The organism is Vibrio sp. qd031, from assembly GCF_002100145.1.
Lineage (GTDB): Bacteria > Pseudomonadota > Gammaproteobacteria > Enterobacterales > Vibrionaceae > Vibrio.
The window spans coordinates 431255-448349 of sequence record NZ_JXQD01000024.1 but is presented as its reverse complement, the minus strand read 5'-3'; the positions used below and the strand labels follow the sequence as shown (position 1 = coordinate 448349).

General features: G+C 45.3%; 15 protein-coding genes. 8 read left to right on the top strand and 7 right to left on the bottom strand.

Annotated elements, in window-relative coordinates:
* Positions 1–28 precede the first annotated feature (28 nt).
* Complete coding sequence (locus tag ST37_RS10850; RefSeq protein WP_084886146.1) at positions 29–1615, bottom strand: bifunctional diguanylate cyclase/phosphodiesterase; 1587 nt, start codon at positions 1613–1615, stop codon at positions 29–31.
* Between the two features lie 216 nt (positions 1616–1831).
* On the opposite strand from ST37_RS10850, the gene ST37_RS10845 reads away from it, so the two are divergent.
* Complete coding sequence (locus tag ST37_RS10845; protein WP_084886144.1) at positions 1832–2083, top strand: hypothetical protein; 252 nt, start codon at positions 1832–1834, stop codon at positions 2081–2083.
* A 33-nt stretch (positions 2084–2116) separates the two neighbouring features.
* Here the strand turns inward: ST37_RS10845 and ST37_RS10840 are convergent, their stop codons facing one another.
* Positions 2117–3157 carry an OmpA family protein gene (locus tag ST37_RS10840; protein WP_172400985.1) on the bottom strand — a complete coding sequence of 347 codons (1041 nt, stop codon included), beginning with the start codon at positions 3155–3157 and terminating at the stop codon, positions 2117–2119.
* Positions 3158–3436: 279 nt separating this feature from the next.
* Between ST37_RS10840 and ST37_RS10835 the strand changes: the two genes are divergently transcribed.
* Together ST37_RS10835 and ST37_RS10830 are read left to right on the top strand one after the other, a co-directional pair.
* Positions 3437–4522, top strand: a complete 1086-nt coding sequence (locus tag ST37_RS10835; protein WP_084886140.1) for a phosphotransferase — start codon at positions 3437–3439, stop codon at positions 4520–4522.
* A gap of 1 nt (position 4523) precedes the next feature.
* Positions 4524–5894, top strand: a complete 1371-nt coding sequence (locus ST37_RS10830; RefSeq protein ID WP_242426279.1) for an MATE family efflux transporter — start codon at positions 4524–4526, stop codon at positions 5892–5894.
* Between the two features lie 163 nt (positions 5895–6057).
* On the opposite strand, the gene ST37_RS10825 is transcribed toward ST37_RS10830, so the two are convergent.
* A complete protein-coding gene (locus ST37_RS10825; protein WP_084886138.1) occupies positions 6058–7110 on the bottom strand; it encodes an ion channel in 1053 nt (350 codons plus the stop codon).
* A gap of 210 nt (positions 7111–7320) precedes the next feature.
* Between ST37_RS10825 and ST37_RS10820 the strand changes: the two genes are divergently transcribed.
* Positions 7321–7767, top strand: a complete 447-nt coding sequence (locus ST37_RS10820; RefSeq protein WP_084886137.1) for an isoprenylcysteine carboxylmethyltransferase family protein — start codon at positions 7321–7323, stop codon at positions 7765–7767.
* Between the two features lie 48 nt (positions 7768–7815).
* On the opposite strand, the gene ST37_RS10815 is transcribed toward ST37_RS10820, so the two are convergent.
* The 3 genes from ST37_RS10815 to rne form a co-directional block, all read right to left on the bottom strand.
* Positions 7816–8004, bottom strand: coding sequence for a hypothetical protein (locus tag ST37_RS10815; RefSeq protein ID WP_084886135.1), 189 nt, complete (start codon positions 8002–8004; stop codon positions 7816–7818).
* Between the two features lie 212 nt (positions 8005–8216).
* Positions 8217–9776: a SulP family inorganic anion transporter gene (locus tag ST37_RS10810; RefSeq protein ID WP_084886133.1), complete on the bottom strand. Its 1560-nt coding sequence runs from the start codon at positions 9774–9776 to the stop codon at positions 8217–8219.
* A gap of 159 nt (positions 9777–9935) precedes the next feature.
* Positions 9936–12968: a ribonuclease E gene (gene rne, locus ST37_RS10805; RefSeq protein WP_084886131.1), complete on the bottom strand. Its 3033-nt coding sequence runs from the start codon at positions 12966–12968 to the stop codon at positions 9936–9938.
* Between the two features lie 620 nt (positions 12969–13588).
* Here rne and rluC point away from each other — a divergent pair.
* Entirely contained in the window at positions 13589–14536 is a 948-nt protein-coding gene (rluC, locus tag ST37_RS10800) for a 23S rRNA pseudouridine(955/2504/2580) synthase RluC (RefSeq protein WP_084886663.1), read from the top strand.
* Positions 14537–14617: 81 nt separating this feature from the next.
* Here the strand turns inward: rluC and ST37_RS10795 are convergent, their stop codons facing one another.
* Positions 14618–15214, bottom strand: a complete 597-nt coding sequence (locus tag ST37_RS10795) for a nucleoside triphosphate pyrophosphatase (protein ID WP_084886129.1) — start codon at positions 15212–15214, stop codon at positions 14618–14620.
* A 106-nt stretch (positions 15215–15320) separates the two neighbouring features.
* Here ST37_RS10795 and yceD point away from each other — a divergent pair, with 106 nt between their 5' ends.
* Genes yceD through plsX form a run of 3 tightly spaced genes read left to right on the top strand, consistent with a single transcriptional unit; the run spans position 15321 to position 17094 of the window.
* Positions 15321–15860 carry a 23S rRNA accumulation protein YceD gene (yceD, locus tag ST37_RS10790; RefSeq protein ID WP_084886128.1) on the top strand — a complete coding sequence of 180 codons (540 nt, stop codon included), beginning with the start codon at positions 15321–15323 and terminating at the stop codon, positions 15858–15860.
* A 5-nt stretch (positions 15861–15865) separates the two neighbouring features.
* Positions 15866–16036, top strand: coding sequence for a 50S ribosomal protein L32 (gene rpmF / locus ST37_RS10785; RefSeq protein ID WP_017027730.1), 171 nt, complete (start codon positions 15866–15868; stop codon positions 16034–16036).
* Between the two features lie 14 nt (positions 16037–16050).
* The gene (plsX, locus tag ST37_RS10780) at positions 16051–17094 is read left to right on the top strand and encodes a phosphate acyltransferase PlsX (protein WP_277922143.1); all 1044 of its coding nucleotides are present in this window, start codon (positions 16051–16053) and stop codon (positions 17092–17094) included.
* Position 17095: the final 1 nt, after the last annotated feature.

Here is a 17095-nt window from a genome sequence, read left to right as displayed (position 1 = left end):
ACGATAAAGTAAACGCTATAGTTGAGTGTTAAGCGGACATCAATCCTCGTTCGATAGATGAGCGAATGTGTTCGGTCAACGGTTGTGGTCGCCCATGTAGGTAACCTTGCAAATGGTCGCAATCCATCTCCACTAACTTATCATTGATCGACTGGGTTTCAACACCTTCCGCTACCACCGAGCAATGAAGTCCCTTACTTAGAAATATGGCCGATTCCACAATGGTATAATTGGCGGGCAATGTATCCATGCTGTCAACAAAACTACGATCGATTTTTATTTGATGCACAGGCAGCTCTCGCAGTAGGCTTAGCGAAGAAAATCCGGTGCCAAAGTCATCAATACTGAACTTAAACCCTATTTTTCCCAACGCAAGCATGACTCTTTTGACGTTTTCAATATCGACTAACATAGCGCTTTCCGTCACTTCGAACACAAGGCAATCTGGTGAGACTCGGCCTTGTGAAACCCATTGATCGAGTAAATCGACTAACAGGTCATCTCGAAAATCATTGGCTGATAGGTTGACGTGCACAGCGCCAATAAATCCATGCTTTTTCATCTGTGGGATATCGGATACTACTTGGTTAAGAACCCATTGAGTGATGTCTTTCATTAAGTTAGATTGCTCTGCAATACCAATGAATACGTCTGGTGAAATATACTGACCATCGGTATCTTGCCATCTGATCAATGCTTCTACCCCGTACAACGAGTAATGGTCTTTGTTGACAATGGGCTGATAATGTATTGCAAAATGTTGCTGCTCAATGGCAATGTGCAGCCTGTGTGTCAATGCCAGTTTTGCCGCTGCGTCGGAGGCAAGTTCAGTTCGGTAAAAAGTCGCTGCGGTATTGGTGCGTTTCGACTCATACATAGCTAGATCCGCATGCTTAAGCAACTCACCCGGAGACAAGCCGTCATCGGGGTAGCGGCTTATTCCAATGCTGCATCCAATGTTGATTTGCTGGCCATCTAGTGTAAAAGGTACGGACAATGACGATTGGGTGCACGCTAGTGTCGCCTCTAAATCCAAAATTTCGCCCCCTTCAATAATGACTGTAAACTCATCACCGCCAATTCGAAATAACGTAGCTTGAGCCGAAAAGTTCATTTGCAAACGCTTTGCTAGCAAGGTTAAGAGTTGATCGCCTTGGTGATGTCCGAGTCCGTCGTTCACCTGTTTAAACTTGTTGAGGTCAAAGCACATTAGGTAAAATGGGGAATGCTGGATTACCCGCGATTCCAGCGTTCGAAGAAAGCAGAGTCGATTAGGTAAATTGGTCAGAAAGTCGTGATTGGCTGCGTATTCGGAGCGTTTAGACGATTGAGCAATAGTTTGTATGGTTGCATGAGACAGTTTTGTCACTAAAAAGACAAACACTCCCCCACTTGACACAATAATAGCAATGGTCAGATTGACATGATCGGCGACATCATTCATCCAAGTGACTAAAATAAGCATTAAGTAGCCAAACATAAACACGATGTTTAAGGTACGTAAATATTTCCAGTGACTGCTACGGTCATTATTACTTAGGCGAGCAAGAGGGTGCACGCTTTTGGCAAGAAGCATGAAACCAACGCAGATTAGACCGATTGAAAGGACTTTCATGGTGTTTAGGTTATCAGTATGACATACGCTATTTTATCGTATGATTTATGTTCAAACAATTCATACGGTGATTGCTTTAATGGTTAACCATCAAAAGATTGATCAAGATCGTCACCCGCACTACTATCAACAGCAGTTTGTCCGTGCATAGATATAGAAATGGGATCAAGAATGTCACTATTTAGGCAACTTAACACACAGCTACGGCCACTAATAATGAAAGTAAAGCAAGGCATGAGCGACCTGTCTGAACACCAATCGAGATTATGGGTGGTTACCATCAAGCCAGAGGTTGGTACAAGCGATACCTTTATTATTGATGAAGACCAATTTAGAGAGCCGCTTCAATGGATGGTCAATAAAGGGTACTCATCGTCAATGTTGCAGCAGGTACAAATGATGCCGCGTTCTGGCGTATTGGTTTGGCAATTGGGTAATCAAAAACACCAGCTACTTAGAGTTAAGTAGCTGGTGTAGTATTCGTGAGCTATAGAGGCTGGTTTAGATTTCGTCGTATTCAAAGCTAGGAATAGTCACTTCAACACGTCGGTTTTGAGCTCGACCTTCTTCGGTTTCGTTGGTTGCGATAGGGAATAGCTCACCGTCGCCTTCAACAATGAGTTGTTCACGACTCACTCCACCTTCTACCAAGAAGTCAGCCACGGCTTGAGCACGTGCTTCAGACAAAGCTTGGTTAAATTCTTCTGAACCACCTGAATCTGTATGACCAACAATTTCAGCTCTGGCCATTGGATGCGCGGCTAGCAGCTCACGCAGTGGCATGAGGCTTTCCATACCTTGATCCGACAGTTTAGCGCTTCCACTTTCGAAGGTGCCTTGGTCAAACAGTTGGTTTTGTTGTTTCTTACCAATCTCTGTCGCGGCCGCCGCAGTTGCTGCTACGGTGGCCACCACAGGCTCATCGTCTGCTGGTTGTGCTGCAGGTGCTTCTGCAACAGGACGAGCTTCAGACTCGCTCGTGGTGTCTGGCTCTGGTGCACCAAATAAGTAGGAGAGTCCGAGGCCAAAGAAGTTCACGTCGAGACCTTTGACGATAGTGTCGGTAAAGTCTTGATAACGTTGATACTCTAGGCGAGCATTTAAGCCTTTAGTTAATTGGTACTCTAAACCCAAAGAGCCAGTCGGTACCACATCGCTATCGCCATCGTAGTTCATGTATGCACCACCAATTTTGGCAAAAATATCAAACTCTTGACTGATTGGGTAAGTAAATTTTGGCGCAAGAGTGATGGCTTTCATCAATGCGTCACCTGTGACGTCTGCCCCTAGGTTTGTCTCAAAGTCGCCAAGCAGATCAAGCCCAGCTTCTAGCGCAAAGTATTGGTTGAAATTATATCCACCGTAAATGCCACCACCCAAACTGCCATCATCACAAGGCGTATCCAAAGAACAAGCATTACTGCTTAATTCTGAGTAACCCAGACGTGCGCCTAGGTAACCTGGCTCGTCAGCTTGAGCTACTTGGATCAATAAACCTTGGCTTAGCGCAAGGGTTACTACTGCGATCGTGGATTTATTCATAGAGATTTCCTTTTCATAGTGTGGCTGATATCTCGCCAAATTGGACATCGGTCGGCGTTCTTTGTAAGAAGATTGTAAATAAATTGCGCGATACTGTTTACTACAATTTTATGACAATGATGTTGAGTCTTGGGCTTGAGACAAGATTACAGGCTGTATGACGGTTTAAGAATTTCTTACGTAAATGAGCATGTTGCAAGTGGATGAGAGGCGATTCACAGTATGTATAGAGAAGGGATTGGTAGTATTAAGTATTTAAAATAGCCAAAAGAGAAGCTCATGGGATCGGAGCCCGTCCAACGTCGACTGCAATTTGTGTTGTGGCAATATGATATTCCACCAGTACAAGAAGTGTCTCTCAGCTTCTTCGGAATGGCAAATGAAGTTTTTGTGATCACTACAGAGCACGGGAAAGTTGTGCTTAAAAACTGTTTTAAGCGCAATACTGCTCAGCTTGTCGAAAACGAAATAGCGTTAATCGAGCACCTAAATGCACATCTATGCCCAACGCCTAAAGTGATCCCGACGAAAGATGGCCGTCAATATGTCGAGTTCAGCGGGCATATATACGTGATGACAGAATACATCCCTGATCGCACTATCACATGGTCTGAGCCTAATAAACTTCGTTTTAGACCGCAGACTGTTGGCGCATTAGCAACGTTTCATAAGGCGATGCAAAACTTTAATGAACCGCATCCTAATTTACAGATGCAGACGCTTGATGTGGATGCGTATATGATCTGGCTGACCAATCTTGAGGCTCAATTGCGAAGCTCCGGCGACGAGAAATCGGCAGCGATGTTAGCACTGGTTCCCAAGTTAAGAACGAGCGCGCTTGCGCTACAACAACAGATGGATGCCGCAGATCTTACGCCATTGAAGCGGTGTTATATCCATGGAGATATGCACTGCTTTAATCTGTTTTACGATGCGAATGAGCACTACACGCAGCTTATAGATTTCGACTTTTCTCGTCTCGACTATCGCTTAGGTGACGTCTATTGGACCAGCCAGATTTTCTATTACCAACAGTTACGCCATCGATTTTCGACTCAGCAGCTGGATGCGGGGGATTTCGATGAGAGCGAAGATCTAGCATTGGACATTTTGCAGGATAATTGGCGAGTCATTATAAAGCACTACAGAAAAACCTTACCCTTTCCAGCGGATGAACTGCGTCTTATAGGGCTATTTGTGCAGGCAGTGCCAATGTACATTTCGCGATTTTTCTCGTTAGACAATAGCGAAGAGGAATGCAAAGGGCATGTTGAATGGTTTACTCGCGAGCTTGATCTGGTTGAGAAACAAACGCTACTCGTATCGAATGCTATCGACACTGTGCTGCAAGAGCTAGGGGAATAAGGTGATATCAACGTATTACCGTTTGTCCAAGCCGATTGTAAGTTTAGCCTTACCAATCATGATCCAAGGGTTTCTATTTACCTTAATGGGGTTTGTCGACGCGCTTATGATTGGTCAGTTAGGCGAAGTTGCGATCTCTGGTTTGGGTAATTCTCAGCAGTTGTTGACCTTTAGTTTTTTGCTGTTTGCTGCCCTGTCGACAGGCGGAAGCATTCTCATATCGCAATACAGCGGAGCTCATCAGTCAGCTAAGGCGATACAAGTGGCAGGAAGCATTATTGTGTCTGCCGCACTGTGTGGTGTCGCGTTAGGTGCCATCGTTTATTTTTATTCTGCAGAGCTGGTGGCATTACTCACCACTGATTTTCTAAAACCCAGTGACCAATGGAGTGATGTGCCTTCTACCGCGTCATTGTATCTTTCTGTTGTGGCTCTTGCGATCCCGTTGATGTTGGTGTCTCAAATGGTGGCGGCAACGTTTAATGCAACCGGTGACACCCGAACACCAGTTAAAGTCGCAGTGACGTTTAATGTCGTTAACTTTGTCGGGAACTACGTGTTTATCTTTGGTCTCGCAATACCAGGGATAACTGAGCCGTTATTTCCACCAATGGGACTGCGCGGAGCGGCCATTGCGACATTATTCGCGAGCGCAGGCCAGTGCGGGGTATTGCTGTACCTATTGGCAAAACGTTTCGGTTTGAAGGCGATATTTACGCCTAACACAGCTGAACTTAAAAAAGTGATAACACTGGGTTACCCATCCACAGTTGATGGGTTTTATTGGCAAGGGGCACGGGTTTTCTATACCGTTTTGATGAACGCCATTGGTGCGATTGCGTTTACTGGGTACACCATTGTACGAACCTTTAAAAGCTTGTTTTTACTGCCGGTGGGAGGAATTGGTCAAGCAACGGCTATACGTATTGGTCAATTGTTAGGGGCTGGAAAGTACCGTTTAGCGAAAGCCAGTGCCGTGAGTGCGATTGCTACGGGTGTCGTGGTGATGCTGATACCTGTGGTGTTATTAATTGCGTTGTCCGATTCTTTGCTTAGCCTATATAACATCCAACAAGAATCACATAGATTGGCGCGGATCTGTATTTGGATATTGGCCGTGTCACTGTTTTTTACTGCGGTAAACTCAGTGATCCCTGGGTTATTGAGGGCAGGCGGTGATGCAAAAGCTGTGATGAACATAACGCTGATTAGCTTTGCAGTCGTCGGTGCACCGGTATCATTTTTGTTAGGGATTGTGCTCGATTATGGCTTGATAGGGGCTTTTATTGGGATCTCTTTAGAGGAAGTGTTTAAGTCGTATTTGTTTGTCCGAAGGATGAAGCAAAACGCTTGGATTCACACATTGGTGTAGTCAATGGACATGAGTTTGGATGCTATTGAGCTATTTTCGATAGTGTTTCAGCTTTATAACTAATCGAACTGCGGAGCTTTTACCAAGCGAAGAAAAGGCGCGCACATGCAAGAACCAAAATAATGGGTAGATTAGACTCATTGCAATGATGGAGGCAGTGGCCTTATTCAGGCCACTGCTTAAACTCTATCCGCTCGTCGGCAATATAGAACAATGTATCGCCACCGCATATCGGTTGGTCGAGTTTTTGATTGATATGGACTTCGCCTTGTGCGTCTCGCACCCCGATAATGGTCGCCTCAAAATCTTGCTTAAAGGTTAAAAACAGTGCGTTGAGTGGGAAGGTAGAGCACTCTTTTGGCACTTGAATGCTGTATTGGGTTTGTCCTTTATGCGCAGACACCAGCTCCGAATGCACTAAGCTGCTACCAAAATCCATCACAGATTTGGCTAACAGTTCCGTCGATAAGTTAGAAATACACTCTGAGTTAGGGCAGTGTGCGCTCAAAATTTGGCATTTTACATCATCGATAAAGTGCGCGACCAAGTGAGCGTTGGGGTTCATCTGCGCGACAAATAGCGCAATAGTTAACGTCATTTCGTCCGTGTCAGTGTCTACGACCAAACAGGAGGCTTGTTCAATGTTTGCCCGCTTTAAGTCATCGACATCGGTAAAGCCGTGAACATTGATAAATTCGACCTGCTCTGGCAGTGGATTTTGCTGCTGTTCAACGCTTATCAATACTATTTGGCGCTGCTTTTCTTCTCGTTTTAGCATCTGAACCAGATGGGGAGTGCGTTCGCGATTGTAGCCAATGACGACAATATGATTAGACAGATTCACGTGGTGTTTTCCTTTAAATTGACGGTACCACAGTGCAGACAGTGCACTTAGGACTTTACCAATGATTAGACCAAACAGTGCCAAAGACAGTGGGATCACAAAAAACGCGGTAAAAAGCTGCCCAGCATTGGTTTGGGGTGACATATCACCATAGCCAACTGTTGAGCCTGTGACCGCAAGAAAATAGATAAAATCAATAAACTCTTCGGTTAAAGCATGCTCACCTGTGAGGTGGTAACCGATGTATACGACGATTGAGTATATCAACACTAGCAGGAAGGCATTAGCGTTCGCCATGGCGAGAGCGTATTGAGAAAGGTATGTATCCCACCACCAAAATAGCCGCTGAGTAAAGGTGTTGTGTTGTTTCATCTATTGTCCAAACGTTTATCAATCATTTAGGGCTCCATGTTCTAAAGTGGGTGCTATTCCTTATTGTGAGGTATCCGCTGCTTGTAGAACTCAACCAATGCCAGACCCTAGTATAGCCATTAGATGATTGTTATAAAATGGTAACAATCGACTGTTTGATTAATTTATCAAAGTGTTAGCATAGGTTCGAACTTTGTGAGGGAGTACTCGATGCGAAATGTTTTTATTCCACCGCCTGTCGTAATGGGGTTATGTGGCCTACTGGCCGCTTGGATGGCAGATTTTAAGTATCAATTGCAGTACAGCAACTTGTTGGTGGCTTGTTTAATGGTAATTATAGGTGTGTATATCGCATCAGCGGCCGTTATGGCGTTCAAACGAGCAAACACGACTATCCATCCCAATAAGGCAGAACATACCGTTACACTGATTGTAGATGGAGTGTACGCCTTTACTCGAAACCCAATGTATTTGTCGATGATGTTTGTGTTGATTGCTTGGTGCCTAGTCTTTGTTAGTGCGTGGGGGTGGTTCTCGGTTGGGCTATATATTGCTTACATCACGAGATTCCAAATCATGCCAGAAGAGCAAGTACTTAAAAGGAAGTTTGGTCAACGTTATGAGTCATACTGTTTAAGCGTAAGGCGGTGGGTATAGACGATTATAACAGTCAACAAAATGCCCGGTAAATACCGGGCAGTTTAGTCATTTTATTGGAATAGACTTTATGAGGTCGATGAGCTCTTGTTCGGTCTTAGGCTCGCTAGAAAAGTTAATCTCGGGTGATGAACCGCCTCTTAGTACATAGGCGCGAGTTCCGCAGTGATCATAATGATACCAAAGGCCATCGACACAGACGTCTGTATAACAACGTGGGTCCTGTTTTAGTTCCATACTCTCCTCCTTGGTAACCTTTACGTTACGTCTTATTAACACCAACAAATTACCTTAAATTTAGTATGGCTAATGTTGATCTGGATCAATTATATGTTGTTTGTGTAAAAAGATCGTTAATAAGTCGTGTCAAGGTAGACTTTGGTCTTAGGCTAAAGGAATGAAAAAAGCCCACGAAATCGTGGGCTTTTATAACATTATGGCCGAGCGTATTAACCTGCTAACACATCAGTGGCCACTTTGTAGCTTGGATCTTCTTTTACGTTGATCTCAACTAAGCTACCCGCTTTGTGAAGTAAAGCACGGCAATCTGGACTTAGGTGGCGAAGATGAAGCGTTTTACCTTTGCTTGAGTAACGTTCTGCAATGGTCTCGATAGCTTCAATGGCCGAGTGATCGGTAACACGCGATTCGGCGAAATCAACAATCACATCAACGGGGTCATTTTCTGCATCGAACAGCTCTAAGAAGTTGGCTGCAGAACCAAAGAAAATTGGACCGTGAATTCGGTACACTTTTGACCCTTCTTCATTGATGCTACTGCTGGTGTAAATGTGTTTTGCATGGTCCCATGCGAACATAAGGGCCGACACAATAACACCAACAAGAACCGCAATGGCGAGGTCCGTCAGTACAGTCACCACGGTAACGAGCACAATCACAAAGAAGTCTTTCTTAGGTACGCGACGAGCAAGTTTGAAGGTTGCCCACTCAAAGGTACCAATCACCACCATAAACATCACACCGATGAGCGCCGCTAGTGGGATCATTTCGATTAGACTAGAGGCGAACAAGATGAAGAACAGAAGCGCCAACGCAGCAACAATCCCAGACAAACGACCGCGACCGCCAGAATTGACGTTGATCATTGATTGACCAATCATGGCACAGCCACCCATGGCACCGAATACGGAACAGGTCATATTTGCCATACCTTGGCCAACACATTCACGGTTGCTTTGACCGCGAGTATTGGTCATTTCGTCCAATACGGTCAGTGTCAGTAGCGATTCAATTAAGCCAATTGCAGCTAGGATGATTGCGTAAGGCAAGATGATTTGTAGCGTTTCTAGGTCAAACGGTACTGCTGGGACTGAGAAGCTTGGCAAGGTACCCGCCAACGTGGCTGAAGCGTCACCAGACATCGCTCTTAAGAAGTCGACGACGGTTTGAGTTTCTAGGCCAAGAATTTGCACCACCAAGGTAACGAACACAATCGCCACAAGTGACGACGGTACCGCAGTAGTAATCTTAGGCAAAAAGTGAATGATACCCATAGTAACTGCAACTAGACCCAACATCAGCATAAGCTCTGGTGTCGGCAGCCACGTAAGCACACCATTTATATCAGGTGCTTTAAATTGACCGAGTTGGGCTAGGAAAATCACGATTGCCAATCCGTTAACAAAGCCGATCATGACTGGGTGTGGAACAATACGGATAAACTTACCCAGCTTGAGCAAGCCTGCGGATATTTGAATCGCACCCGCCAACATAATTGCGGCGAATAGGTATTGCACGCCGTGGTCAGCAACAAGAGACACCATGACAACGGCCATTGCACCAGTTGCACCAGAAATCATGCCAGGGCGACCACCGAAGATCGAAGTAACAAGACCAACAATAAACGCAGCGTAAAGGCCAATCATAGGATCGACGCCTGCAACAAAGGCAAAGGCGACCGCTTCAGGCACAAGTGCTAAAGCGACGGTAAGGCCCGATAAGATGTCATTCTTGGCAGAATGAGACGAAATCTGAGGAAATTCAAACATTGTAATCTGTTGTTACCAAAAATTGGGGTCAAAATGAGGGCGAATCGTACCCAGTTTAGTGACTAAGTTCAAGAATCAATCGCATATTGAGGGTAACTAAACCATGTGACAAAAAAAAGGCACTCATCTGAGTGCCTTTAATGTTAATCACTTTTGCGATTATTCAGCGGTTTTCGCCATGTTTGCCGTAGATTGACTGGTGGCTGCCATAGCTCCAGCACCTTTGGCTTGATATCGCTCTTGTCTGAACTCAGCTGCTTTGACCGTAATGGTTTTCAACTCTGATGGTCCAGCCGCTTTAGTCATGCTAGAACTTGCATGACCTTTGGCTTTAACACCAGATTGCGCTGGTGCAACTGCCACTTGTGGCGCTTGCTCAACAGGAGACGTTGGTTCAACGCTAGCTTCAACAACCGGCTCTGGTTGTGTTTCTACAACAGCCTCAACTACAGGAGCTTCTTCCACTACTGGCGTTTCTACGGCTGGAGCTTCAACCTCGGCGACTTCAACAACCGGAGCTTCAACAACGGGTGTGTCTACTACTGGTGCTTCGGCTACTGGCGCGGTAACAGTGTCGACAACCGGCGCTACTACAGGAGTTTCAATTACGGGAGCTTCTACCTTAGCGATTGTTTTCGAAAGGATAATCACTTTGCCCATACTCATTTCTGGAGTAGCAAAGCCACCTAAGATTTGAGTCGACTGATTTTTCTGCTTATCGTTGCGCGGCTTACGACGAGGACGTAGGTCGTATTTCGGCCATACTTTACCCATTGCCATTTCTGGTGACATTACACCACCTTTACGCAAACGGTACGGATTAGGACGACGATCACGGCCACGACGACGACGCTGTCCGCTTGCACGTAGGTGACGCGGAGTACGACGGTTACGACGTTGTTGAGGCTTCTCTTCCGTTGCGTTTTCTGCAGCAACTTCTGGCGCTTCAACATTTGCTTTCACTTCCGCTTCGACGGCAGCGTTCTGCGCATCTAGCTTTTGGGTGTCGGCATTAGCTTGCTGATCTTTAACACGTACACGTTTTTTAAGCTGACGTTTTTGACGACGCTGTTTAACTTGTGAAGTACGTGCATCCGTTGCTGTAGTTTGCTGTGCTTCTTCGGCAATTTGAGTGCCTTGCTCAGCAACTTTAGTGTTCGGTTTGTTGTCACGTTCTTTACGCGGCTTTCTCTTATCTTGGCGCTGATCTTGGCCTTTCTCTTGGCGAGGTTTTTGACCTTTCTCTTGACGAGGTTGTTTAGCTTTATCGTCGCGTTTATCATCACGTTGCGCATTATCGCGTTGACTCTCATCACGATCTTTGCGGTTGTTGCGTGGCTTATTGCGACGGTTGTCACGTTGACCACGACGTCTGTCGTTATCGCGACGTGGACGATTGTTTGAGCGTGGTTTTGCCTCTTCTTTTTCTTCTTTCTTCTCTTCAACTTTAGGTTCTGCTGATGCAAAGAAAGACGATACTGCGCTGGCTAGTTTGGCAAATAGTCCCGGAGTCGCGGCTTTAGGCTCTTCGGCTTTCGCCAATGGAGCTGCTGGCTTAGGTGCTGGTGTCGGCGCGTTCTGTGCCGGGGCTGCAAACCCTTTAAGCGCTGGCTCTTCAATTTTCTTAGGAGCTAGATCGAGTTCACCTGCTTCACGAGCTTCTGCTTCTTTTAGTGCTTCCAGTTTTTTCGGCACAAGGTAAGAAAGGATATTTTGCTCTTCACCGTCACGGATACGGATCACTTCGAAATGAGGCGTTTCCATATCTGAATTTGGTACGATAGTAATCTTCACTTCTTGCGCACGTTCAATGTGATTGACGCTGCGGCGTTTCTCATTGAGTAGATAAGAAGCAATAGGTACTGGTACGACAGCCATTACTTGAGTGGTGTTGTCTTTTAGAGCTTCTTCTTCAATTAAGCGAAGAACAGACAGTGCCAGTGACTCATTGTCACGCACGACACCGGTACCTGAACAACGAGGACAGATATGGTGGCTCGCTTCAGCCAAAGAAGGGCTTAGACGCTGACGAGACATCTCTAACAGACCAAAACGTGAAATTCGACCAATTTGAACACGTGCGCGGTCAACACGAACTGCATCACGTAGGCGATTTTCTACTTCACGCTGGTGACGTACTGGCGTCATATCGATAAAGTCGATAACAACCAGACCACCTAGATCACGAAGGCGCAATTGACGCGCAATTTCGTCAGCGGCTTCTAAGTTAGTATTGAGTGCAGTCTCTTCAATATCGCCGCCTTTGGTTGCGCGAGCGGAGTTAATATCGATAGAGGTTAACGCTTCTGTTGGGTCAATAACAATTGAACCACCAGATGGCAAACGAACTTCGCGTTGGAACGCAGAGTCAATTTGGCTTTCAATTTGATAGTGGCTAAACAGTGGCACTTCACCGTCGTATTTTTTGACGCGATTCATAAAGTCAGGGCGCACCAATTGAATGTGCGCTTGTGCACGTTCAAAAATGGTGTTGCTGTCGATAAGAATTTCACCAATATCACGACGTAAATAGTCACGAATGGCGCGAACAATAACGTTGCTTTCTTGGTGGATCAAAAACGGTGCTTGGTTCGCGTCTGAAGCGTCTTTGATTGCGTTCCAGTGGTTAAGCAGAACGTTCAAATCCCACTCAAGCTCTTCTGCACTTTTACCAACACCTGCTGTACGAACAATAAGACCCATTCCTTGAGGAAGCTCAAGAGTACTTAAAGCCGCTTTAAGTTGGGTTCTTTCGTCACCTTCGATACGGCGAGAAATACCGCCAGCACGAGGGTTATTAGGCATTAGAACTAGGTAACTACCCGCAAGAGAGATGAAGGTCGTTAGGGCTGCGCCTTTATTACCACGTTCTTCTTTCTCAACTTGAACAATAACCTCTTGGCCTTCTTTAAGTACCTCTTTGATACTTGGTCGGCCTTGGTAGGTATATCCTTGTGGGAAGTAATCTTTTGCAATTTCTTTTAGAGGAAGGAAACCGTGTCTTTCAGCACCGTAATCAACGAATGCGGCTTCTAGACTTGGTTCAATTCGGGTGATGCGTCCTTTATAGATGTTGGCTTTTTTAGATTCATGACCTGGGCTTTCAATATCCAGATCAAAAAGCTTTTGCCCATCTACTAGGGCAACACGCAACTCTTCTTTTTGAGTTGCGTTTATTAGCATTCTTTTCATTTTGTAATTATCTCGTTTTTAAGCGCCGCACAGTCTTGCTCTGATGGTGTCGATCCCACGGTTAACAATGCAGCCTCACGGCTGGAAGGGATGCTCTTGGACACGAAGTTGGTCACGTTTTGTGCAAAGCTGTTTATGTACTCAATGTGGGTACTAACAATGTTGCATGTAAAACGTGACCCGATCTCTCGGTAAACGTCACATCGGGTGCAAGGAGTAGTTGCGGCGATGGTTTTATTCTTGATGTCTTACGCCATTTGCTGCATGAAGCAATAAAACCGCTACTCTAAATTTCAATTTTATGGCAAAAAGTGAGTCAAAAAGAGTGATTATTCATCAATGCTCAACTTTAAGTGGTGAACTATAGCAAGGCTGTTCATTCACAGCAATCGCCATCACAGATTATTGTTAACTTATTGGTGTGATGGCTAGGCTTAGCCTAGTTAAAGCAAGGGTTTAGCTCAATGTTGGTGATGTAAGAAAAATCGACTTCTAAGGTTATAGTCAGCTTTCGCACCAGTTATACACATTTTGTTCAGTCATTTTGTGGATGAAGTAAATGCCGTGTTCGGTTTACAAAAGTAGAGATTTCTTCACTCTCGGGGTGTTACACTATGCTCATGAATGAAATTAGAACAAAAGTGCAGCTAATCGACATCGATGATGACATGGCTGGCCAACGAATCGACAACTTTTTACGTAACCATCTAAAGTCTGTGCCCAAGAGTGTGGTGTACCGCATTGTGCGCAAAGGCGAAGTTCGAGTGAATAAAAAGCGTATAAAAGTGGAATACAAACTGCAACCTGGCGATGTGGTTCGTATTCCTCCAGTCACCATTACCGAAAAAACCGATCAGCAACCGGTGATCAGTACCAAACTCAATGCGGTCGCCAACCTAGAAAGCCAGATCATCCACGAAGATGACCACATGCTGATCCTAAATAAGCCGTCCGGTCTCGCAGTGCATGGGGGCAGTGGATTAAAGTTTGGTGCAATTGAAGCATTACGAGCACTACGACCTCAAGCGCGTTTCTTAGAGCTTGTACACCGTATTGACCGAGATACGTCGGGTATTTTGCTGGTGGCAAAAAAACGCTCGGCGCTACGCCACTTGCAAGCCCAGTTTCGTGAGAAAACCGTGCAGAAGTACTATTTTGCATTGGTCATGGGCACATGGAAACGCAGTGATAAGCAAGTCACGGCGCCATTGCTCAAAAATGAAGTAAACAGTATTGTGAGGGTAAATCCAAAAGGAAAGCCGTCGGATACTCGTTTTAAAGTGCTCGAAAACTTCGATAAGGCAACATTGGTCCAAGCCAGCCCAGTTACTGGGCGTACTCACCAAATCCGTGTGCATTGTCAATATAAAGGTCATCCCATTGCTTGGGATGACCGTTATGGCGACCCTCGATTTGATGCCTTTACAAAAACAGTTGGCATCGACAGGCTGTTTTTGCATGCCGCAAACATTAAGTTTCGCCATCCTTCTAATGATGAGTGGATGGAAATCAGTGCCCCTATAGAAGCAAGGCTTGAAAAAAGCTTAGCGAAGTTACGACAGCTTTAACTCTCCTATATATTGGCCCATTAGACAGTAATGACGCGATCGCTGATTTCTATCTAATGGGCTTTTTAATTGTGCTTAATGCTAAATCACGTCGACCCCTTCGTTTTTCAGTAGCTCCACCAGTTTTATCAGTGGTAATCCTATTAACGAGTTTGGGTCATCACCTTCAAGCTTTTCAAACAAAGCGATACCCAGACCTTCACTTTTAAAACTGCCCGCGCAATAAAGAGGGTTTTCTATATCAACGTAGCGTTCAATTTGCGCTGTGGTCAATGAGCGAAAATGGACAATAAAAGGTTCTACAACAACTTGGGTCAGATCAGTTTGACTATTATGCAGTGCTAAGCCGGTATAAAAGGTGATGCGTTGTCCACTTTGCTTTGAGAGTTGTTCAATGGCTTTTTGTCTGGTCAGTGGCTTGCCGATGATTTCATCGTCGATAACGCATACTTGATCAGAGCCTATAATAAGGTGGTTTGGATACGGTATCGCCAGTGATTTCGCTTTGCCTATGGCTAAACGTTCTACCAAGGCTTGTGGGGACTCACCGTGCATTGGGGTTTCGTCGCAGTCTGGCGAATCGGTCGTAAATGCGAGGTCCAGCTTGCGCATAAGCGATTGTCTAAATTCCGAGGTTGAGGCTAAGACAATAGGCAAAGCTGCGGGTTGAGATGGCATGGTGTAATTCCTATATTAATTCGGTCATTAAGGTGGTGAAAAATTCATTAATTATTTCACCTTTTCCTTTGACTATTGAGTCATTGAAAGCTAATATTCGCGCCCTATGCAAAAGGTAAAAATACCGCGAACGGTTGACCCAGGTAAATCAGCTCAAAAGCGATTGGATTATGATGGTATCATACAAGCCAGTCTCTTGAAGCGTTTGGCCGAGTCCGTCGAAAGCGTAAAACGCGAAGCAGATGTCTCATTGTCCTTTGATTTGGATGAACAACGACTGGTCGTTATCTCTGGTAAAGCTAACGTCGAAGTCGATTTAGAGTGTCAACGCTGTAATGAGGTTTTCACACATCTGTGTGAAGTCCAGTTCACTTACACTCCTAATAAAGGAGAGAAAAGTGAAGAGGAAGCGCCGGAAGAGTACGATTTGGTAGATCTGAACGAATACGGCGAATGCGATCTCATACAACTAGTTGAAGACGAGTTCATTCTTGGATTACCTCAAGTGGCAATGCATGATGATTCTGACTGTAGCGTAGATTCAAGTAACTTGGTTTTTGGTGAAATTCCTGAAGAAGTTCTTAAGGAAGAAAAACCAAACCCGTTCGAAGTTTTGAAAAGCTTAAAAGCACAGACAAAGGAGTAGGGTCAATGGCCGTACAAAAGAGCAAGAAGTCACGTTCTATGCGTGGCATGCGTCGTTCACACGATGCGCTAACTACAGCAGCACTATCTGTAGACGCAACTTCAGGTGAAACTCACCTACGTCACAACGTAACTGCTGAAGGTTACTACCGTGGCAAAAAGGTAGTCAACAAGTAAGGTTACCTTTACAAGTGATTACCGTTGCACTCGATGCAATGGGCGGGGACTACGGTCCTAGCTATACAGTGCCTGCCGTCGTGCAGGCATTGTTGCATTTCCCAGAGCTAAATATTCAGCTTGTCGGTCGCGAAAGCGCCATCAACGCTGAACTCGACGCCCAAACTAGCATCCTTCCGCGCTCTATTGATAGAGACGCGTTATTGTCACGCCTAACAATCCACCATTGTGATCATGTCATTGCCAATGACGCCAAACCCTCTGCAGCACTACGAAATAGCCGTGGCAGTTCGATGCGAGAAACCATTGACCTAGTTGCACGCGGTGAAGCCGATGCGGCTGTCAGCGGCGGCAACACTGGTGCACTGATGGCGTTGTCCAAACATGGTATTAAAATGCTTCCGGGGATTGAACGCCCGGCGTTAGTGTCAGCACTGCCAACGCAAAGTGGTCAGCCTGTATGGCTTTTAGACCTTGGCGCAAATATCGATGTTGATTCAGACACTCTGTACCAGTTCGCGATCATGGGATCGGCATTGGCAGAGCAACACCTAGCCAAAGTGCCAAAAGTGGCGCTGCTCAACATTGGCGCAGAAGCAAGTAAAGGGAATGACACCATAAAATCTTGCGCAATGCGTTTAGAACAGACCCCCTCAATTAACTACATTGGCTTTATAGAAGGGCATGAAATATTGCTGGATAAAGCGGACGTTATTGTGTGCGATGGTTTTGCAGGCAATATTTGTCTTAAAACTTCTGAAGGCATCGCAAACCTGATTCTGAATAAGCTTAAACTACAGTTTTTTGGACACCCGGTTAAAAAATGGTTGGCGAGAATACTGTTTGCTTCTGCATTAAAAGAGCTAAAAGCACTGAACCCCGACCAGTACAATGGCGCAAGTTTGTTAGGATTGCGCAGCATTGTGATTAAAAGTCATGGAAGCGCCGATAAAACTGCTATTATCAACGCGATAGGCGAAGCAGTCCACGAAGTCAAACGTCAGATACCGCAGCGTATTTCTGACGGTTTGGAAACCGTTTTACTCGAGAGGCACTAAC